This is a genomic window from Streptomyces endophyticus, assembly GCF_035798155.1.
Lineage (GTDB): Bacteria > Actinomycetota > Actinomycetes > Streptomycetales > Streptomycetaceae > Streptomyces > Streptomyces endophyticus.
The window spans coordinates 1-20,069 of record NZ_JAOZYC010000150.1 but is presented as its reverse complement, the minus strand read 5'-3'; the positions used below and the strand labels follow the sequence as shown (position 1 = coordinate 20,069).

General features: G+C 70.7%; 16 protein-coding genes. 10 read left to right on the top strand and 6 right to left on the bottom strand.

Translation table 11 applies throughout. The features are described 5' to 3' along the window. Positions 1-161 precede the first annotated feature (161 nt). The 10 genes from rimP (at position 162) to OKJ99_RS30075 (ending at position 12,659) form a co-directional block, all read left to right on the top strand. A complete protein-coding gene (gene rimP, locus OKJ99_RS30120) occupies positions 162-704 on the top strand; it encodes a ribosome maturation factor RimP (protein ID WP_326021095.1) in 543 nt (180 codons plus the stop codon). A 2-nt stretch (positions 705-706) separates the two neighbouring features. Continuing rightward, positions 707-1,717, top strand: a complete 1,011-nt coding sequence (nusA, locus tag OKJ99_RS30115) for a transcription termination factor NusA (RefSeq protein ID WP_326021094.1) — start codon at positions 707-709, stop codon at positions 1,715-1,717. A 101-nt stretch (positions 1,718-1,818) separates the two neighbouring features. Then, positions 1,819-2,097 (top strand): YlxR family protein, encoded by a 279-nt coding sequence (locus tag OKJ99_RS30110; protein WP_326021093.1) that lies wholly within the window; start codon positions 1,819-1,821, stop codon positions 2,095-2,097. Between the two features lie 146 nt (positions 2,098-2,243). Next, positions 2,244-5,396, top strand: a complete 3,153-nt coding sequence (gene infB / locus OKJ99_RS30105) for a translation initiation factor IF-2 (protein ID WP_326021092.1) — start codon at positions 2,244-2,246, stop codon at positions 5,394-5,396. 140 nt (positions 5,397-5,536) lie between these two features. After that, complete coding sequence (locus tag OKJ99_RS30100) at positions 5,537-5,830, top strand: DUF503 domain-containing protein (RefSeq protein ID WP_326021091.1); 294 nt, start codon at positions 5,537-5,539, stop codon at positions 5,828-5,830. A gap of 48 nt (positions 5,831-5,878) precedes the next feature. Further along, a complete protein-coding gene (gene rbfA, locus OKJ99_RS30095) occupies positions 5,879-6,349 on the top strand; it encodes a 30S ribosome-binding factor RbfA (RefSeq protein ID WP_326021090.1) in 471 nt (156 codons plus the stop codon). A 2-nt stretch (positions 6,350-6,351) separates the two neighbouring features. Continuing rightward, the gene (gene truB / locus OKJ99_RS30090) at positions 6,352-7,257 is read left to right on the top strand and encodes a tRNA pseudouridine(55) synthase TruB (protein WP_326021089.1); all 906 of its coding nucleotides are present in this window, start codon (positions 6,352-6,354) and stop codon (positions 7,255-7,257) included. A 241-nt stretch (positions 7,258-7,498) separates the two neighbouring features. Further along, positions 7,499-11,014 (top strand): trypsin-like peptidase domain-containing protein, encoded by a 3,516-nt coding sequence (locus OKJ99_RS30085; protein ID WP_326021088.1) that lies wholly within the window; start codon positions 7,499-7,501, stop codon positions 11,012-11,014. Positions 11,015-11,134: 120 nt separating this feature from the next. Beyond that, a complete protein-coding gene (locus OKJ99_RS30080) occupies positions 11,135-12,085 on the top strand; it encodes a bifunctional riboflavin kinase/FAD synthetase (protein ID WP_326021087.1) in 951 nt (316 codons plus the stop codon). Between the two features lie 103 nt (positions 12,086-12,188). Then, positions 12,189-12,659 carry a carboxymuconolactone decarboxylase family protein gene (locus tag OKJ99_RS30075; RefSeq protein ID WP_326021086.1) on the top strand — a complete coding sequence of 157 codons (471 nt, stop codon included), beginning with the start codon at positions 12,189-12,191 and terminating at the stop codon, positions 12,657-12,659. A 79-nt stretch (positions 12,660-12,738) separates the two neighbouring features. Here OKJ99_RS30075 and OKJ99_RS30070 read toward each other — a convergent pair whose 3' ends face one another. The 6 genes from OKJ99_RS30070 to OKJ99_RS30045 all read right to left on the bottom strand — a co-directional run. Then, positions 12,739-13,773 (bottom strand): ABC transporter ATP-binding protein, encoded by a 1,035-nt coding sequence (locus OKJ99_RS30070; RefSeq protein WP_326021085.1) that lies wholly within the window; start codon positions 13,771-13,773, stop codon positions 12,739-12,741. After that, positions 13,770-14,765: an ABC transporter ATP-binding protein gene (locus tag OKJ99_RS30065; RefSeq protein ID WP_326021084.1), complete on the bottom strand. Its 996-nt coding sequence runs from the start codon at positions 14,763-14,765 to the stop codon at positions 13,770-13,772. The genes OKJ99_RS30070 and OKJ99_RS30065 overlap by 4 nt, the downstream gene beginning before the upstream one ends. Beyond that, positions 14,762-15,700 carry an ABC transporter permease gene (locus tag OKJ99_RS30060; RefSeq protein WP_326021083.1) on the bottom strand — a complete coding sequence of 313 codons (939 nt, stop codon included), beginning with the start codon at positions 15,698-15,700 and terminating at the stop codon, positions 14,762-14,764. Before OKJ99_RS30060 ends, OKJ99_RS30065 begins: the two co-directional genes overlap by 4 nt. Further along, positions 15,697-16,782, bottom strand: a complete 1,086-nt coding sequence (locus tag OKJ99_RS30055) for an ABC transporter permease (RefSeq protein WP_326021082.1) — start codon at positions 16,780-16,782, stop codon at positions 15,697-15,699. The genes OKJ99_RS30060 and OKJ99_RS30055 overlap by 4 nt, the downstream gene beginning before the upstream one ends. A 38-nt stretch (positions 16,783-16,820) precedes the next feature. Further along, entirely contained in the window at positions 16,821-18,713 is a 1,893-nt protein-coding gene (locus tag OKJ99_RS30050) for an ABC transporter substrate-binding protein (RefSeq protein WP_326021081.1), read from the bottom strand. Between the two features lie 254 nt (positions 18,714-18,967). Further along, the coding region (locus tag OKJ99_RS30045; protein WP_326021080.1) for a MinD/ParA family ATP-binding protein at positions 18,968-20,069 on the bottom strand (1,102 nt) is incomplete at its 5' end.

Genomic DNA, 20,069 nt, shown 5'->3' with positions numbered 1-20,069 from the left:
CGGAACTGATCAGGTCCGATCGAGGGGGAGTGGCCGTGATCACCGTACCGTCGCCCTCGCACGGGTGGACGGCAACACCCCCCTGGACCGGATACCCTTTGACCTGACGCGCAAGGAAAGTCAGTAACCACAACAGCACACGCGGCCGAGGAGTCACCCGGATGAGCACCACCCAGAACGAGAGGCTGCGGGAACTACTGGAACCGCTCGTCACCTCACAGGGGCTCGAACTCGAAGAGATCGAAGTGGCCTCGGTCGGACGCAAGCGTGTGCTGCGCGTCGTCGTCGACTCCGACGAGGGCGCCGACCTGGACGTGATCGCCGATGTGAGCCGCGCGCTCTCGGCGAAGCTCGACGAGCCCGGTGGCAACGCCGCCATGGGCGAGGGCGAGTACGAACTCGAGGTCGGAACGCCCGGCGCCGAGCGCCCCCTCTCCGAGCACCGCCACTACGTCCGCGCGACGGACCGCCTCGTGAAGTTCACGCTGACCTCCGAGAACGGGGACTCCGAGCTGGTCGCGCGCATCCTCAAGGTCGACGACGACGGTCTTGACCTGGAAGTACCGGGCGTGAAGGGCCGCAAGGCCACCGCTCGACGGCTCGACTTCACGGACATCGCCAAGGCGCGGGTCCAGGTCGAGTTCAACCGCAAGAACAAGAACGACGAGAACGACGACAACGACGCTCAGGAAGAGGAGGCGTAGCCATGGACATCGACATGAGTGCCCTGCGGGGGCTGGTCCGTGAGAAGGAGATCTCCTTCGATCTGCTGGTAGAAGCGATCGAGTCGGCCCTCCTGATCGCCTACCACCGCACCGACGGGAGCTTCCGCCACGCGCGCGTGCGGCTCGACCGCGACAGCGGCCACGTCACGGTCTGGGCCAAGGAGGACCCGTCGGACCTCGAAGAGGGCCAGGAGCCCCGAGAGTTCGACGACACCCCTGACGACTTCGGTCGGATCGCCGCCACGACCGCGAAGCAGGTCATCCTGCAGCGGCTGCGCGACGCCGAGGACGACGCGACGCTCGGCGAGTACGCGGGCCGCGAGGGCGACATCGTGATGGGCCAGGTCCAGCAGGGCCGCGACCCGAAGAACGTGCTGGTCGACATCGGCAAGCTGGAAGCCATCCTGCCGGTGCAGGAGCAGGTTCCCGGCGAGGAGTACCCGCACGGCCTGCGCCTGCGCTCGTACGTCGTGCGCGTCGCCAAGGGCGTCCGCGGCCCCTCCGTGACCCTGTCCCGTACGCACCCGAACCTCGTGAAGAAGCTCTTCGCGCTGGAGGTGCCGGAGATCGCCGACGGCAGCGTCGAGATCTGCTCCATCGCGCGCGAGGCAGGACACCGCACGAAGATCGCCGTGCGCTCCACCCGGAGCGGGCTCAACGCCAAGGGCGCCTGCATCGGCCCGATGGGCGGGCGTGTGCGCAATGTCATGGGCGAGCTCAACGGCGAGAAGATCGACATCGTCGACTGGTCGGACGACCCGGCCGACATGGTGGCCAACGCGCTGTCGCCGGCGCGCGTCTCCAAGGTCGAGATCGTGGACCTCGCGGCCCGCTCGGCCCGCGTGACGGTGCCCGATTACCAGCTCTCCCTTGCGATCGGCAAGGAAGGGCAGAACGCCCGGCTCGCGGCCCGGCTCACCGGCTGGCGCATCGACATCCGCCCGGACACCGAGCAGGGCGGCTCCCCCGAGGACGCTCCCGAAGGGGAATAAATCCGAGCGCTCAGCGCTTGGATCACGACAATATGTGACGAGCCAACCGTTCGATCCTTACCCCAAAGGGGTGAGGTCGGTACGGGGAGGTAGACTTAACAGTGTCTGGTCGGACGCATGCCCGCGCATGCCCTGAGCGAACCTGCGTGGGATGCCGGGAGCGAGCGGCCAAGAGCGAACTGCTGCGGATCGTGGTGATCGAGGGTCAATGCGTCCCCGATGATCGCGGTACGCTGCCCGGCCGGGGTGCTTACGTGCATCCCGCCCTGGCCTGTCTTGACCTGGCGGTCCGCCGCCGGGGGTTTCAGAGGGCTTATCGGGCCCCTGGACCGTTCGACACGGAGGCCCTGCGTCACCGCGTCGAGCAGACAACACCGTAAGAAGCGCCGCGCAGAACCCCTGTGCGGCCCTGGTACCCCGCGAGTTGGAAGTAGGTCGAGATTGCGATGAGCACTCGATGAGCACGCGATGAGTACGCCCATGAAGTAGCGACGGTCCGGCGTAACCCGGACCTAAAAGGAGCGAAGTGGCTAAGGTCCGGGTATACGAACTCGCCAAGGAGTTCGGAGTCGAGAGCAAGGTCGTCATGGCCAAGCTCACCGAACTCGGTGAATTCGTACGTTCGGCGTCCTCGACGATCGAGGCGCCGGTAGTACGCAAGTTGACTGACGCCCTGAATCAGGGCAACAACGGCGCGGCCAAGAAGCCCGCCGCCAAGAAGGACGCGCCCGCGAAGCCCGCGGCGCCGCGTCCCACCCCCTCTCCCACGCAGGCCGCCAAGCCTGCCGGCCCGCGTCCGGGCCCGGCTGCGCCGAAGCCCGCTGCTGAGCAGCCGGTTGCCGAGCAGCCGGCCGTGGAGCAGCCCGCCGCGGAGAAGCCCGCTGCCCCGGCCGCTCCGGCGGCCCCGGGTCCGCGGCCGACGCCCGGCCCGAAGCCGGCCCCGAAGCCCGCTTCCCCGGCGCCCAGCACGCCGGAGTTCCAGGCTCCCGCCGCCTCCGCTTCGCAGGCCCCCGCGGCCCCGAAGCCCGGTGGCCAGGCCGCTCCGCGTCCCGGTGCCCCGAAGCCCGCGGGCCGTCCGGCCCCCGGTCAGGACCGTGGCCAGGAGCGTGGTCAGGGTGGCCAGCGCGGTGACCGCGGTGACCGTCAGGGCGCCCCGCGTCCCGGCGGCCAGGGCCAGCGTCCCGGTGGCGCCCGTCCCTCGGGCCCGCGTCCGGGCAACAACCCCTTCACCTCTGGTGGCTCCACCGGCATGGCGCGCCCGCAGGCGCCCCGTCCGGGCGGTGCCCCGCGTCCCGGTGGCCAGGGTGCCCCGGGCGGTCCGCGCCCGCAGGGTGGCGGCCAGGGTGGTCCCCGCCCGCAGGGTGGTCAGGGCGCCGGTCGTCCGAGCCCGGGCAACATGCCCCGTCCGCAGGCCGGCGGCGCCGGTGCGGCCGGTCCGCGTCCCGGTGGCGGTGGCGGCGGTAACCGTCCGAACCCCGGCATGATGCCGCAGCGTCCGGCCGCGGGTACCCCGCGTCCCGGTGGTGGCCCCGGCGGTGGCCGTGGTGGCCCCGGTGGCGGTCGTCCCGGTGGCGGCGGTGGCGGCGGTCGTCCCGGCTTCGCCGGTCGTCCGGCCGGTCCCGGTGGTGGCGGCGGCGGCTTCGGCGGTCGTCCCGGTGGCGGTGGCGGTTTCGCCGGTCGTCCCGGTGGCGGTGGCGGTTTCGCCGGTCGTCCCGGTGGCGGTCGTCCCGGTGGTCCGGGTGCCCGTGGTGGCACGCAGGGCGCCTTCGGTCGTCCCGGTGGTCCGGCGCGTCGCGGTCGCAAGTCGAAGCGGCAGAGGCGCCAGGAGTACGAGGCCATGCAGGCCCCGTCGGTCGGCGGCGTCATGCTGCCTCGCGGCAACGGCGCCACGGTGCGTCTGTCGCGCGGTGCTTCGCTCACCGACTTCGCGGAGAAGATCAACGCCAACCCGGCGTCGCTCGTCGCGGTCATGCTGAACCTCGGCGAGATGGTCACTGCCACGCAGTCCGTCACCGACGAGACGCTGCAGCTTCTCGGCGACGAGATGAACTACGCGGTCGAGATCGTCTCCCCCGAGGAGGAGGACCGCGAGCTGCTCGGGTCCTTCGACATCGAGTTCGGCGAGGACGAGGGCGGCGAAGAGGCCCTCATGGCGCGTCCGCCGGTCGTGACCGTCATGGGTCACGTCGACCACGGTAAGACGCGACTGCTCGACGCGATCCGCAAGACCAACGTCGTTGCGGGCGAGGCCGGCGGCATCACCCAGCACATCGGTGCCTACCAGGTCGCGACCCAGGTCAATGGCGAGGACCGCGCCATCACCTTCATCGACACCCCGGGCCACGAGGCGTTCACCGCCATGCGTGCCCGTGGTGCGAAGTCGACCGACATCGCGATCCTCGTGGTCGCGGCGAACGACGGCGTCATGCCGCAGACGATCGAGGCGCTCAACCACGCCAAGGCCGCTGAGGTCCCGATCGTCGTCGCGGTCAACAAGATCGACGTCGAGGGTGCCGACCCGACCAAGGTGCGCGGTCAGCTGACCGAGTACGGCCTCGTGGCCGAGGAGTACGGCGGCGAGACCATGTTCGTCGACATCTCCGCCAAGCAGGGCGAGAACATCGACTCCCTGCTCGAGGCCGTGGTCCTGACCGCGGATGCCTCGCTCGACCTGCGGGCCAACCCCGAGCAGGACGCGCAGGGTATTGCGATCGAGGCCCACCTCGACAAGGGCCGCGGTGCCGTCGCGACCGTCCTCGTCCAGCGAGGCACGCTCCGTGTCGGCGACACGCTGGTCGCGGGCGACGCCTACGGCCGTGTCCGTGCCCTGCTCGACGACAAGGGCGAGAACGTGCAGGAGGCCGGTCCTTCGACCCCGGTCCTCGTGCTCGGTCTCACCAACGTCCCGGGCGCCGGCGACAACTTCCTGGTGGTCGACGAGGACCGTACGGCCCGTCAGATCGCCGAGAAGCGTGCCGCCCGCGAGCGGAACGCGGCCTTCGCCAAGCGCGTGCGCCGTGTCTCCCTCGAGGACCTGGACAAGGTGCTCAAGGCCGGCGAGGTCCAGCAGCTCAACCTCATCATCAAGGGTGACGCTTCTGGTTCCGTCGAGGCTCTCGAGTCCTCCCTGCTCCAGCTGGACGTCGGCGAAGAGGTCGACATCCGCGTCCTGCACCGCGGCGTCGGTGCGGTCACGGAGTCGGACATCGACCTGGCCATGGGCTCGGACGCCATCGTCATCGGCTTCAACGTCCGTGCGGCCGGTCGTGCCGCGCAGATGGCCGAGCGCGAGGGTGTCGACGTCCGGTACTACTCGGTGATCTACCAGGCCATCGAGGAGATCGAGGCGGCCCTCAAGGGCATGCTCAAGCCGGAGTACGAAGAGGTCGAGCTCGGTACGGCGGAGATCCGCGAGGTCTTCAAGTCGTCCAAGCTGGGCAACATCGCGGGTGTTCTCATCCGCTCCGGCGAGGTCAAGCGCAACACGAAGGCGCGACTCCTGCGCGACAACAAGGTCATCGCGGAGAGCCTCAACATCGTGGGCCTGCGTCGCTTCAAGGACGACGTCACCGAGATTCGCGAAGGGTTCGAGGGCGGTATCAACCTCGGCAACTTCAACGACATCAAGGTCGACGACGTCATCGCGACGTACGAGATGCGCGAGAAGCCGCGCGTCTGAACCACGCAGTAACCGACTGGGGCCGGTCGGCGGGACTTATTTCCGTCGATCGGCCCCGGCCGTTGCGTGTACCGTTCCCGTATCGGTGGCCGGAAGCGGTCGCCCATACGACCCCGGACCGGCGGGACATCCGGACACACATGTATGTGGGGACTCTGTCCTTCGATCTGCTCCTCGGCGACGTCCACTCGCTGAAGGAGAAGCGCTCCCTCGTCCGTCCGATCGTGGCCGAGCTGCACCGCAAGTACGCGGTGAGCGTCGCGGAGACGGGCAACCAGGACCTCCACCGCAGGGCCGAGATCGGGCTCGCGGTGGTTTCCGGTGACACCGGCCACCTGACCGACGTACTGGATCGCTGTGAGCGGCTCGTCGCCGGGCGGCCCGAGGTGGAACTGCTCTCGGTTCGGCGAAGGATCCATAGTGCCGACGACTGACGCAGACTGAAGCAACAAGCAAGTAAGCACTTAAAAGGAGACGGACCAGTGGCCGACAACGCGCGCGCCAAGAGGCTGGCGGACCTCATCCGAGAGGTGGTGGCCAAGAAGCTGCAGCGCGGGATCAAGGACCCGCGGCTCGGCACCCACATCACCATCACGGACACTCGCGTCACGGGGGACCTCCGGGAAGCGACCGTCTTCTACACGGTGTACGGGGGCGACGAGGAGCGGGCCGAGGCGGCCGCGGGTCTGGAGAGCGCCAAGGGCATCCTGCGCTCGGCGGTCGGCCAGGCGGCCGGTGTGAAGTTCACGCCGACCCTGGCCTTCGTCGCGGACGCCCTGCCGGAGAACGCCCGCACCATCGAGGACCTCCTCGACCGGGCCCGGCAGTCCGACGAGCAGGTGCGCGAGGCATCCGCGGGCGCCGACTTCGCCGGCGGTGCGGACCCGTACCGGAAGCCGGAGGATGCCGACGAGGACACGGCCGACGCCCCTGAGAAGGACGGCGAAGCCTGAGCATGTCCGACCGCACCCCTCCGCCCGACGGGCTTGTCATCGTCGACAAGCCGTCGGGCTTCACTTCGCACGACGTCGTGGCCAAGATGCGCGGGATCGCCAAGACCCGCAAGGTCGGCCACGCGGGCACCCTCGACCCGATGGCGACGGGGGTGCTCGTGCTCGGCGTCGAGCGTGCCACCAAGCTCCTCGGCCATCTCGCGCTGACCGAGAAGGAGTACCTGGGCACGATCAGGCTCGGGCAGAACACGCTCACGGACGACGCGGAGGGCGAGCTCATCTCGTCCACCGACGCGTCCGGGGTCGCGCGCGAGGCCATCGACGCGGGCATCGCCAAGCTGAGCGGCGACATCATGCAGGTGCCGTCGAAGGTCAGCGCCATCAAGATCAACGGTGTCCGCAGCTACAAGCGGGCCCGTGAGGGCGAGGAGTTCGAGATCCCGGCGCGCCCGGTCAAGGTCTCGTCCTTCGCCGTGTACGACGTCCGGGACGCGGTCGCCGAGGACGGCACGCCGGTCCTCGACCTGGTCGTGTCCGTCGTCTGCTCGTCCGGTACGTACATCAGGGCGCTCGCCCGTGACCTGGGCGCCGGGCTCGGTGTCGGCGGGCATCTGACGGCGCTGCGGCGCACGCGCGTCGGCCCGTACAAGCTCGACTCGGCGCGCACCCTGGACCAGCTCCAGGAGTCGCTGACCGTGATGCCGGTGGCCGAGGCGGCCGCCGCCGCGTTCCCGCGCTGGGACGTCGACGAGCGCCGCGGGAAGCTGCTGCTCAACGGCGTGCGCCTGGAGGTGCCCGAGGAGTACGCGGGCGCGGGTCCCGTCGCCGTGTTCGGGCCCGATGATCAGTTCCTCGCTCTGGTCGAGGAGTCGAAGGGGAAGGCGAAGAGCCTGGCCGTCTTCGGCTGAGCCTGCGCCATGAGCGATTTCGGTGGAGCGGCGGATTCCGGTCTCTGGGTGGCCGCCGCTCCACGTCCCCCTCTCAAGGGTGTATCCAGCGCGCCCGTTCACTTCACCCCTTCGGGCGGGCGCTCGGAGTGAACAGGGGGAGCGCAAGGGGGCGCGTTCGCCTCTGACGCTGTCCAGCTGATCACCGCGCGCCTACCGTCGAGGCACGGGGCGTGGCGGAGGACGGCGGGAGGGTCGCGTCATGGTGGACCCGCCGCTGGTACGGATCACTGATCTGGCCGGGCGGCCGCGCGGTGCGGGCTTCGCGGCGGACGACCGGGGGACGGTCGTCACCGGCCACGAGGTGGTGAGCGGGCTCGGGCGCCTGCTGGTGCACGGACCGGGCGGCGCGACCTCTGTGGTGGATCCCGGGTCGATCGTCGAACTTCCCGAAGCGAACCTGGCGTTGCTGCGCACGGAGGGGCTCGGCGCTGTGCCGCTGCCGGTGGCCGCCTCCGGACCGCCCGCGGCCGGGGCGTACGTCCGGATCCCGGCGGGCGGATGGCGCGAGGCGCGCGTCCTGGGGCGCTCACCGGTCGCGTACGTGGCCGGGGGGCACAGGCATCTGTTGGACGGCGTCCTGGAGCTGGCCGTCGGCACGGACGGGGCCGATGCGCTGCGCGTCGGTGGCGGGGCCGCGGGCGGTCCTGTGCTCGACGCGCGCACGGGTGCGGTGGTCGCGGTGCTCGGTACGGCGCTACGGGCCGGGCACCGGGCGGCCGGATTCGCGATGCCGCTGCGATCGGCGGTCGCCGGTGCGGGCGGACGGGGGCCGCTGGCCGAATTGCTCGCGCGCAATGCCGCGACCGTGCCCGCGTACGGGGACGACCTGAATCTCGGTGGGGTGCTCCAGCTGGCCGGGATCTCGGTGGGCAGCGACGGGCCGGGGACGGACGGGCCCGAGCCGGTCGAACGGCCGGATGTGGTACGGGAGTTGGACTCCTTCACGGCGGGCGCCGGTGGCGAGGCGCGGGTGCTGGCCCTTGTCGGTGACCCGGGGAGCGGGCGGACCACGGAACTCGCCGCGTTCGCCGAGCGGCGGGCCAAGGGGGACGGCGCCGCTCCCACGGTGTGGCTGCGGGGCGCGGACCTCAGCGAGGACGACGCGTCGGTGGCGCAGGCGGTGGGGCGGGCGCTCGCGCGGGCGGGGCGGATCGTGGCGGCGTCGCGGGAGGAGGCGGTCGCGGGGGGCGTGGGGGACATCTCCGCCGAGCGGATCGCCGAGGTCGCCCGGGAGACCGGACGGTCGCTCGTGCTGCTGCTCGACGGGCCGGAGGAGATGCCGCCCGTGCTCGCGCACCGCCTGAGCGCCTGGTCGCGGGGGACCGAGCGGTGGCTCGCGGCGTGCGGTGTGCGACTGGTGGTGGCGTGTCGTGCCGAGTACTGGGAGCAGGCGGGCGCGCGGTTCGGCGGGGATGTGCTGTACGGGCCGGCGGCCGGGGGGCCCGCGGCGCTGCCTCCGTGCGTACGGATCGGGGACCTCGTGGGGGACGCGGCGCGGCGGGCGCGGGAGCGGCTCGGCGTGCCGGAGGGGGCGCTCGCGGAGCGGGAGGCCGGGCATCCGCTGTCGTTGCGGCTGCTGAGCGAGGTGCGGGCGGCGCTGCCAGGGGGTGCGGCCGGGTGCCCCGACCGGGACGAGATCTTCGGGGCGTACCTGGACCTGATGTGTCTGCGCGTGGCGGTCCGGCTGGCCGCGCCCTCGGGGGTACGGGGGAGAGGGGTGCGCAGGCTGGCGGCGCGGGTGGCCGGGCAGGTGCACGAGGCCGCGCGGCGGAGTCTTGGGCCGGGGCAGGGGGAGCTGGACCGGGAGTCGTTCGAGGAGCTGTTTCCGTGGGGGGCACGGGACGGGGTGTCCGGGTGGGCGTCGGCGGTGCTGACGGAGGGGGTGCTGGTGCCGGCGGGGGGCGGGTTCCGGTTCGCGCACGAGGAGGTCGCGGACTGGATCCAGGGGATGCATCTGGATGTGGACGGGGCGTTGGAGGCGTTGGTGTTCCGGCGGCGGGGGGACGGGTTCCCTGTGCCGCGGCATCGGGCGGGGCCCGTGGTCCGGGCGTTGCTGTTGATCGAGCGGCAACTGGGCTGCGCGGAACTGGAGGGGCGGTTGCGGGAGTTGCTGCCGTGGGTGTTGCACACGCCTGACGTGGGTGCGGGCCGCGCCGGGGGCCGCCTTGCCCACCCTGCCGCCCAAGGCGGCAGATTGCCCAAGGCTCGGTGGGCCAATCAAGCCCCTCCGGCGTTTGAGGAGCGGGGTTCGGGGCGGAGCCCCGAGGCGGTGGCGGCCGACCGCACCGGGGCCGTAGCGGAAGCGGAGTGGTGGGGGGTGGAGTTGGTGAGAGGGGTATTGGGGCGGGTGCCGGATGCGGGGGCGTACCCCGGGGTGCTCGAGACGCTCGCGGAGAGAGGTGGCTTTGACGGGGCGTTCTGGATGCGGATCTCCGTGGCCGACGACACCCGGTTCGACCTGCTGCGGCGGGCCGTGGTGCACGACGCGGGCGAGGCCGGTGGGCGGTGTCTGGATGCCGTCGCGGAGGCGCTCGCCGCCGAGCCGCGACGCGTGCAGCAAAGGCTGACACGGTGGTTCGACGACGAGCGGGCGCTGCCCGCCCTGCCCGACGCCACCGTCGCCGATGCCGCTCAGGCGCTGCTCCACACCCATCGCCACCGCGACCTCGACGGTCTGATCGAGGCCCTCGTCGGGTGCGCCCACCCGCGCGCCGACGAGCTGCTCGCGACCTTGACCGAGGAGGAGCCGTCCGCCTTGTGCCGGGCCGTCGACCGCTGGGCCCACGACGAGCGGCCCGAGCGGCGCGGCGCCGCCGCCGTGTACGGCGTGCGGGTCGCGGCGCGGGTCGAGGACGCGGCCGACCGGGAGTTGCTGCGGTATGCCGCGTTCGCACTCCTTGAGCGGTCCTCCGAGCGGGCGCTGCACGGCGCCGCGCTCGCCCTCCTCGTACGGGATCCGGACTCCCGGCCGGCGTATCTGGCGCGAGCCCTTGAGTGGTTCGCGGCGGGTGACGCGCAGCTGCCCGCCGACGCGCTCGCCCCGGCCGCGGCCACCCACCCGGAACCCGTGTTCGCGGCGTTCCAGGCGCGGCTGCGGGAGCCAGGGCCCGGCCTCGGGGACATCCTGCGGACCCTCGCCGAACTGGCCGACCCCGTACTCGCCCGGCGCGCCGCCGCGCTCGTGAGGGAGCTCGCCGAGGAGTGGCCGGACGCCGCGGCCGGGCACGTGGCGACGTTCGTCGACCGGTGTCTGGAGCACGGTGACGGGGCGCGGGCCGTGATGTACCCACTGGTCGTGGGGCTGGTGTCGGAGCGGCCCCCGGTCGTGCGGAGCGCCCTGACGTGGGTGCTCGCCGCGCCCGGCACGACGGCGTCGCGCGCGCTGCGCGCCGAGCTGCTCGACGTACTGCTGGAAGAGGAGCGGGACCCCGCCGTGCTCGACGCGCTGCTGTGCGCCGCCGCGCGGGACGCGGCGCGGCGCGGGCAGGCCAGGACGCGGGACCTGGTGCACCGGACGGGCATGCTGCTGGTGCGGACGCCGGAAGGGGCGTCCCGCTTCGACCGGCTGCTCGTGGAGCTGGCGCGGTCCGTGCCGGGGTTCGCGGGCCTGGTGGCAGGGTGGCTGGCGGGGGCGCCCCGCGAGTGGACGGCGCTCGTCGGCCCGAGCTCCCGGCGCATGATCGAGAACCTGGCAGGGGTGCGGGTACCCGCATAGCGTCGCGGCCCGCCCGATGCGAAGCGCGGGCGGGTGGCATGGCACTCTTAGACCTGCGTATTCGGTAGAGAGACGCAACGTTCCAGACGGTCGGACTCAGGTTTGCGAGGGGCAATCACCGTGCAGCGCTGGCGTGGCTTGGAGGACATCCCCCAGGACTGGGGGCGCAGCGTCGTCACCATCGGCTCCTACGACGGGGTGCATCGCGGGCACCAGTTGATCATCGGGCGGGCCGTGGAGCGGGCGCGTGAGCTCGGCATCCCAGCCGTCGTGGTCACCTTCGACCCGCACCCCAGTGAGGTCGTGCGCCCGGGCTCGCACCCGCCGCTGCTCGCCCCGCACCACCGGCGCGCCGAACTGATGGCCGAGCTGGGCGTGGACGCGGTGCTGATCCTGCCGTTCACCACCGAGTTCTCGAAGCTGTCGCCCGCCGAGTTCGTGGCGAAGGTGCTCGTCGACAAGCTGCACGCGCGCGTGGTCGTCGAGGGCCCCAACTTCCGCTTCGGGCACAAGGCCGCGGGCAATGTCGACTTCCTGGCCGAGCAGGGCGAGACGTACGACTTCGCGGTCGAGGTCGTGGACCTGTACGTCAGCGGGTCGGCCGGGGGCGGTCAGCCGTTCTCGTCCACGCTGACCCGGCGGCTCGTCGCCGAGGGGGATGTGCGGGGCGCCGCCGAGATCCTCGGCCGTCCGCACCGCGTCGAGGGTGTCGTCGTGCGCGGCGCGCAGCGGGGGCGCGAGCTCGGCTTCCCGACCGCCAACGTGGAGACGCTCCCGCACACCGCGATCCCGGCCGACGGGGTCTACGCGGGGTGGCTGTACGTGGACGACGAGGCGATGCCCGCGGCGATCTCCGTGGGCACGAATCCGCAGTTCGACGGGACGGAGCGCACGGTCGAGGCCTACGCCATCGACCGGGTCGGCCTCGACCTGTACGGACTGCACGTGGCCGTGGAGTTCGTGGCGTTCGTGCGCGGGATGGCCAAGTTCGAGTCGCTGGACGAACTCGTCGCCGCGATCGCGGACGACGTGAAGCAGGCGCGTGAGCTCGTCGAGGCGTCCAGGGCCTGAACACCCTGGAGTGACCCAGGTCACGTTCGGGTGTGTCACATCGGGGCGGGGCGCTCCGTCGTAGTGGTGTCACCACTTATGACGGAGTGCGAAGGAGCCCCTCATGGAACCGCGACTCGACCTCTTCACCAACCCGGTCATCGGCAAGATGCTCAAGCACGTCATCGCGGCGGGCAGGGCCGCCGAGGGCTCGGGCGTACCGACGCCGACGCTGAACCTGGTCATGATCCGGGCCAGCCAGATCAACGGCTGCTCGGGCTGTCTGGACATGCACGTCAAGGACGCCGCCGCGGCCGGTGAGACGGCGGTCCGGCTCGCCCTGGTCGCCGCCTGGCGCGAGGCAAAGGTCTTCACCGAGGCCGAGAAGGCCGCCCTGGAGCTGGCCGAGGCGGGCACCCGCATCGCGGACAGCGCCGGGGTCTCCGACGAGGTGTGGGCGAAGGCCGCCAAGCACTACGACGAGGCGCAGCTCGGTGCGTTGGTCGGCTGCATCGCCATGATCAACACGTTCAACCGGTTCAACGTGATGACCCAGCAGCCGGCGGGCGACTACGTGCCCGGCATGTACGGCTGAGCGGTAGGGGTGGACCCGGCTCGGAAAAGTGTCGCAGTCATACGTACAACTGCGACACTTTTCCGAGCAGGTACGTCGCTCAGCGGGAGTCGCCGGAGTCCTCTGCCCCGGCCGCCGCCCAGTGGCACGCCACCTGAGACGTGGCAGCCCCCGTCAGTACCGGCAGATCCACCGTCCGGCACGCGTCGGCGACCCCGGCCTCGTCCGCCCGGCCGTCCGCCAGGACTTGGCAGCGGGCGTGGAAGCGGCAGCCGCCCGGGATGCGGGACGGGTCCGGTGGCTCGCCCGTGAGGACCACCGGTTCGCCCGGGGCCTCCGGGAGTACCGACAACAGGGCCTGGGTGTACGGGTGTTGGGGTGAGGTCAGGACGTCCTCCACCCTGCCCGTCTCCACGATGCGGCCCAGGTACATCACCGCCACCCGGTCCGCGATGTTCCACGCGAGGCCGAGGTCGTGGGTGACGACGAGCGCGGACAGGCCCAACTCGTCCCGCAGGCGCAGCAGCAGGGCGAGGATCTCACCCCGTACGGACGCGTCCAGGGACGCCACCGGCTCGTCCGCGACGATCAGTTCCGGGTCGAGGACCAGCGCGCCCGCGATGACCACGCGCTGGCGCTGGCCGCCCGACAGCTCGTGCGGATAGCGCAGGAAGAAGCGCTCCGGAGGGCGAAGTCCCGCGCGGGACAGGGCGTTCGAGACCGCCTCGCGTTCGTCGCCCGTGTAGCCGTGGATGCGCAGGCCCTCGGCCACCGCGTCGTACACCGTGTGCCGTGGGTTCAGGGAGCCGCTCGGGTCCTGGAGGACCAACTGGACGCGCTTGCGGTACGACTTGAGCGCCTTCGAGGCGTAGTCCAGCGGCTTGCCCGCGAAGGTGACCTTGCCCGTCGTCGGCTTCTCCAGGCCGAGCAGGGTGCGCGCCAGGCTCGTCTTGCCGCAGCCCGACTCGCCGACGAGCGCCACGATCTCGCCCGGCGCGATGTCCAGGTCGACGCCGTCCACGGCCCGCGCCTCGGCGGCGCCGCGCCGGCCGGGGAACGTGACGTGCAGTTGGTCGGCGCTGAGCAGCGCCCGCGCGTTCTTCGACACCTCGGGCGTCTGCAGCGTTTCTGTCATGCCGTGGTGCTCCTTGCTTCAACTTCCGTCGCGGCGACCTCGGCGGAGCCCACGTGGACGCAGGCGGCCCGCCGCCCGGGGCCCGCGATCCGCAGCACCTGGTCCTCGCTCGCGCACACGTCGAGCGCCACCGGGCAGCGCGGGTGGAACGTGCAGCCGGACGGCAGGGCCGACGGGTCCGGCGGGTCGCCGGGCAGGCCGCGCGGCGCGAACCGGGACGCCGGGTCGCCGATCGTCGGGAACGCCGCCGACAGCGCCTTCGCGTAGGGGTGCACCGCATCCTCGTAGACCTGGAGGGCCGGGCCCTCCTCGACGACGCGGCCCGCGTACATCACCGAGAGCCGGTCGCAGGTGTCGGAGAGGACCGCCAGGTCGTGGCTGATCATGATGAGGCCGAGGTTCTCCTCCGCCACCAACTGCTCGATCAGGCGCAGGATCTGGGCCTGGATCATCACGTCGAGGGCCGTCGTCGGCTCGTCGGCGATGATCAGGTCCGGTTCGCAGGCGAGCGCCATGGCGATCATCACGCGCTGGCGCTGGCCACCGGAGAGCTCGTGCGGGTAGGCGTTCGCGCGAGTGGCCGGGAGCCCTACGTGTTCGAGGAGTTCGGCGACCTTCTTCTTCGCGCCCTCCTGCGTCGCCTTCTTGTGCAGGAGGATCGGCTCGGCGATCTGGTCGCCGATGCGGTGCACCGCGTTGAGCGAGTGCATCGCGCCCTGGAAGACGATCGAGGCGCCCGCCCAGCGGACGGCCCGCACCCGGCCCCACTTCATGGCGAGGACGTCCTCGCCGTTCAGCAGGATCTCGCCGGTGACCTCGGCGTCCTTGGGGAGCAGGCGCAGGAGCGCGAGCGCCAGTGTGGACTTTCCGCAGCCGGACTCGCCCGCGATGCCGAGCTTCTGGCCCGCCTCCACGGAGAGGTTCACGCCGCGGACGGCCTGCGCCCCGCCGGCATACGTCACTTCGAGGTTCCGTACCTCAAGCAGCGTCATGACCGCACCCCCAGCTTCGGGTTGAGGACGGATTCGACCGCGCGGCCGCACAGGGTGAAGGAGAGGGCGACGATGGCGATGGCGATGCCGGGCGGGGCCAGGTACCACCAGTCGCCCGCGCTGACGGCGCCCGCCTCGCGCGCGTCCTGGAGCATGCCGCCCCAGGAGGTGACCGTCGGGTCGGACAGGCCCAGGAACGCGAGGGTCGCCTCGGTCAGGATCGCCGAGGAGATGATCATCGTGGTCTGGGCGAGGACCAGCGGCATCACGTTCGGCAGCACGTGCCGCGTCATGACGTGGCTGTGGCTGCCGCCGAGCGCGCGCGCCCGCTCGATGTACGGGCGCGCCTCGACCGAGAGGGTCTGGGCGCGCACCAGGCGCGCGGTCGTCGGCCAGGTCGTCACGCCGATCGCGATGATCACGGTCCACATCGAGCGGTCCATGACGGTCGCGAGAGCGATGGCCAGGACCAGCGTCGGCATGACGAGGAACCAGTCAGTGACGCGCATCAGGACGGTCGAGTACCAGCCTCGGAAGTGGCCCGCGACGATGCCGATGACGGTGCCGATGGCCACGCACAGGAACGCCGCGAGCAGGCCCACGGTGAGCGAGACCCGCGCCCCGTACACCAGCAGGGCGAGCACGCTGCGGCCGAACTGGTCGGTGCCCAGCGGGAATTCGGAGCTCGGACCTTCCATGGGCCCGCCGGGCGCGTCGGTGACGCTCTGCGCGTCCGAGCCGACCAGGACCGGCGCGAAGATCGCGATCAGGGCGATCAGGATCAGCAGACCGAGGCCCCACAGACCGCTGCGGTGCGCGCGGTAGGACCGCCAGAAGCGGGCCAGGGACTGGCGCTTGCGGGCGCGCGCGAGGGAGCGCGCGCTGGGCGCCTTCGGTGTTTCGGTGGGCGTGGTCTCGGTGTCGGTCGTCGTCATCGGCCCACCCTCGGGTCGAGCAGCGGATAGAGGATGTCGGCGAGGGTGTTCGCGAGGATCACCGCGGTGGCGAAGACGAAGAACAGGCCCTGGACGAGCGGGAGATCGGGCACGGACAGGGCCGAGTAGAAGAGCCCGCCGAGGCCCGGCCAGGAGAACACCGTCTCGACCAGGATCTGCCCGGCGACCACGTGCCCCAGGTTCACGAACATCAGCGTGAACGTCGGCAGCATCGCGTTCGGCACCGCGTGCCTGCGGCGCACCAGGTCGTCCCTGAGCCCCTTGGCGCGCGCGGTCGTCAGATAGTCGCTGCCCATCTCGTCGAGCAGCGAGGAGCGCATGACGAGGAGCGTCTGCGCGTAGCCGACCGCGACCAGGGTGATCACCGGGAGGATCAGATGGTGCGCGACATCGAGGATGTACGCGAACCCGGTCTCGCCGCCCGATTCGAGGCCGCCCGTCGGGAACATGCCGGGGATCGGGCCGATACCGACGGCGAAGACGATGATGAGGAGCAGGCCCAGCCAGAACGCCGGGACCGAGTAGAGGGTCAGCGCGAAGGCGGTGTTGAAGCGGTCGCTCCTCGATCCGTTGCGCCACGCCGTGCGCGTGCCCAGCCAGATGCCGAGCGCCGAGTACAGGACGTACGCCGTGCCGGTGAGCAGCAGCGTCGCCGGGAGCGCGTCGAGGATCTTGTCCATGACCGGGGTGTGGAACTGGAACGAGATCCCGAAGTCACCGGTGAGCGCGTCCCCGATGTACGACGTGAACTGCTTCCACATCGGCTGGTCGAGGCCGTACTGGTGGCGCAGGTTCTGCAGTTGCTCGGAGGAGACCTTTCGGCCGCCGGTCATCTGCTTGACCGGGTCGGACGGGATGAGCCGGAACAGGAAGAAACTGGTCACGAGGACGGCGAAGAGCGAGACGATCGCGCCGCCGATCTTCGCGAGCGCGTACTGGACGTACGCCTTGGTGTTGCGGGCCCGGGGCCCGCGGGCGGCCGACGGCGGCCCGGCCGAAGCCGGGTCGCCGTCACTGCCGTCCGCGGGCCGCACGAGCGCCGGAGTGCTGTCAGCTGTCATGGTTCACATGTCTTCTTACTCGCGTAGCTGTGCGTCGCCTACTCGCGTTCGTCCGCCGTCGTGCGCCGGCGGCGCGCGAAGAACACTCCGCCGCCGATGACGATGAGTGCCGCGACCACGATGCCGATCACGATGCCGGTGGAGCTGGACGAATCGCTGTCCTCGCTGTCGGACGCGGACGCGGGTTCGGCCGACCACCAGCTCCAATACCCGTCCTGGCCGTAGATGTTGCCTGCCGCGGTGGGCATCGTCTGGACCGACTTGATCTGGTCGGTGCGGTAGGCCTCGACCGCGTTCGGGTACGCCATGACGTTCATGTAGCCGGAGTCGTAGAGCCAGGACTCCATCTTCTTCACGGTGTCCGCGCGCTTGGCCGGGTCGTACTCGGCGAGCTGCTGGTTGTAGAGCTTGTCGAAGGTCTTGTCGCAGATGCCGTTGTCGGTCTGCGCGACCTCCTTCGGCTTGCTCGGCAGGGCGGCGCAGGTGTGGATGCCGAGGACGAAGTCCGGGTCGGGGTTGACCGACCAGCCGTCGAAGGCGAGGTCGTACTCACCGGCGTACCAGGGCACGGAGACATCGTCGACGCAGTTGAGCTTGAGGCCGATGCCGATCTTGCCCCACCACTCCTTGAGATACTTGCCGACCGCCTTGTCGTTGGGGTCGGTGGCGTGGCACAGCATGCGCAGGTTGATCGGCTTGCCGTCCTTGCCGACGCGCTTGCCGTCCTTCATCTTGTAGCCCGCGTCGTCGAGCATCTTGCCCGCGGCCTGCGGGTCGTAGCCCAGCTGCTGGTCGCCCGAGGGCTGCCAGTAGTAGTCCTGGAAGCGCGGCGGGATGTAGCCCTGGCCGCGCACGGCGTGACCCTGGAAGACCTTGTCGACGATGGTCTTCGTGTCGACGGCCCTGAACAGCGCCTGGCGCACCTTCTCGTCGAGCAGTGCCGGGTTGCCGTCACCGAACTTCTTGCCGCTCTTGGTCTTCCAGCCGGGGTTCACGGCGATCGCGTAGAAGCGGCGCCCGGGCCCCTCGTTGACCTTGATGTCCTTCTCGCCCTTGAGGGACGCAGCCTGGGCGGGCGTCAGGGCGGGGGAGCCGGCCACGAAGGACACCTCGCCCTTGCGCAGGGCGGCGACCGCGGCGTCCTGGTCCTTGTACGTCTTGAAGACGATGTTGTCGAACTGCGGCGTCTTCGTCTTGCGCCAGAAGTCCGGGTTGCGCTTCAGCTTCACGTACTGGTCGGTCTTGTACCCGGTCACGACGTACGGACCGTTCCCGACGATCGGGAAGTCCTTGTCGTTGTTGAACTTCGAGTAGTCCTTGACGTCCTTCCAGATGTGCTCGGGCACGATCGGGATGTCGAGGGACGTCATCGTCGCCTGCGGCTTCTTCAGCTCGACGACGAGCTTGGTGTCGCTGGGCGCGGTGACCTTCTTGAAGTTGCCGACGAACGAGCCGTTGGCGGTCGCCGCCGCGTCGTCCGTCATCATCTTGTTGAAGGTGAAGGCGGCGTCGTGGGCGGTGGCCTTCTGGCCGTCGGACCACTTCGAGTTGGAGCGGATGGTGTACGTCCACGTCAGCTTGTCGGCCGAGGGCTTCCACTCGGTGGCGAAGCCCGGGATGACGTGGTTGTCCTTCGGGTCGTAGTTGGTCAGGTACTCGTACATCAGGCGGTGGATGCTCGTACTGACCAGGCGGGTCGCCAGGAACGGGCTCAGCGAGTCGACGCTCTGCGCGACGGCCACGGTGAGCGTCTTCTTCTTGCCGCTGTCGGCCTTGGCCGCGGCGTTGCCGCTCGCCGCCTTCGCCTCGGCCTGCTGCGGCGCCGGGTTGAGCGGCGTGGCGAGGCCTGCGGTCAGGGTGAACGCCGCGGCGCCGGCCGCGAGGAGTATCCGCACTCCGCGCCGCTGGGGGCGGGCCGTTCTGTGGTCCATGTCTTGCTGAGCTGGTGTGTCCATCGGCGGTGACCTCGCGCATCGCTCGCACAGCTGGGCTGGATCTGAGAATTCAGGTCGACTGAAGTGTTGGTTTATCAGCGGCAGTTGAGGAACGTCAACGGTGGGTGAACCCCATGTGGCCTGCGGAAATAACGAGTTGACCTGCATTTCACGCACATTGGTCGAGACCTTTGATGCTTTGCAGGCCAGGGGATGGCACCCGTAATAGCACCCGTATGGGTGCAGGGCGGCTACTGCTGCGGCGGTGGTGGCAGCTGGGTGCGAGCGAAGCCCTCGGCGACCATCGCGGAGAGGTCGAAGTACGCCTCGCGCACCTTCGGGCGCATCATGTCGAGGTCGACCTCGGCACCGGCCGCCAGGTGCTCGTCGAAGGGGATGACGACCACGCCGCGGCAGCGGGTCCTGAAGTGGCCGACGATATCGTCCACCTTGATCATCTTGCCGGTGTCGCGGACACCGGAGATGACGGTGAGGGAGCGCCGGACGAGTTCGGTGTAGCCGTGCGCGGAGAGCCAGTCGAGGGTGGTGCTGGCGCTGCTCGCGCCGTCCACGGACGGGGTCGAGATGATGATCAATTGGTCGGCGAGGTCGAGGACTCCGCGCATCGCGGAGTACAGCAGGCCCGTTCCGGAGTCGGTCAGGACGACCGGGTAGTGCCGGCCGAGCAGGTCGATCGCGCGGCGGTAGTCGGCGTCGTCGAACGTCGACGAGACCTCCGGCTCCACGTCGTTGGCGATGATCTCCAGGCCGGAGGGGGTCTGCGAGGTGTACTGCCGGATGTCCTGGTACGAGTGCAGGTGCGGGATGTTCTGGACCAGGTCGCGGATGGTGGCGCCCGTTTCGCGGCGTACGCGGCGGCCGAGGGTGCCGGCGTCCGGGTTGGCGTCGATCGCGAGGATCTTGTCCTGGCGCTCCGAGGCGAGCGTCGAGCCGAGGGCCGTCGTCGTGGTCGTCTTGCCGACGCCGCCCTTGAGGCTGATCACGGCGATCCGGTAGCAGGACGAGACCGGAGTGCGGATGAGGTCCAGCTTCCGCTGCCGCTCCTCCTCTTCCTTCTTCCCCCCGAACTTGAACCGCCCGGCACTCGCGCTGGGCGCCTTGCTCCGCTGCTTCTGCCGCTTGCTGTTGACCAGGCGGTCGGCCGAGAGTTCGACGGCGGCGGTGTAGCCGAGGGGGGCGTTTGCGTTGGCGTCGGGGGCGTGTGGGTGGTGGGCGTGTGGGTGGTGGTGCTGGGTGGGCGGTGCGGGTTGCTGCCAGGCGGGTGCCGGGTGGGGGAGCGGCTGGGCGGGGGCGGGCGCCTGGAGGGGTGCGGGGCCGGGGCCGGGGTGGGGC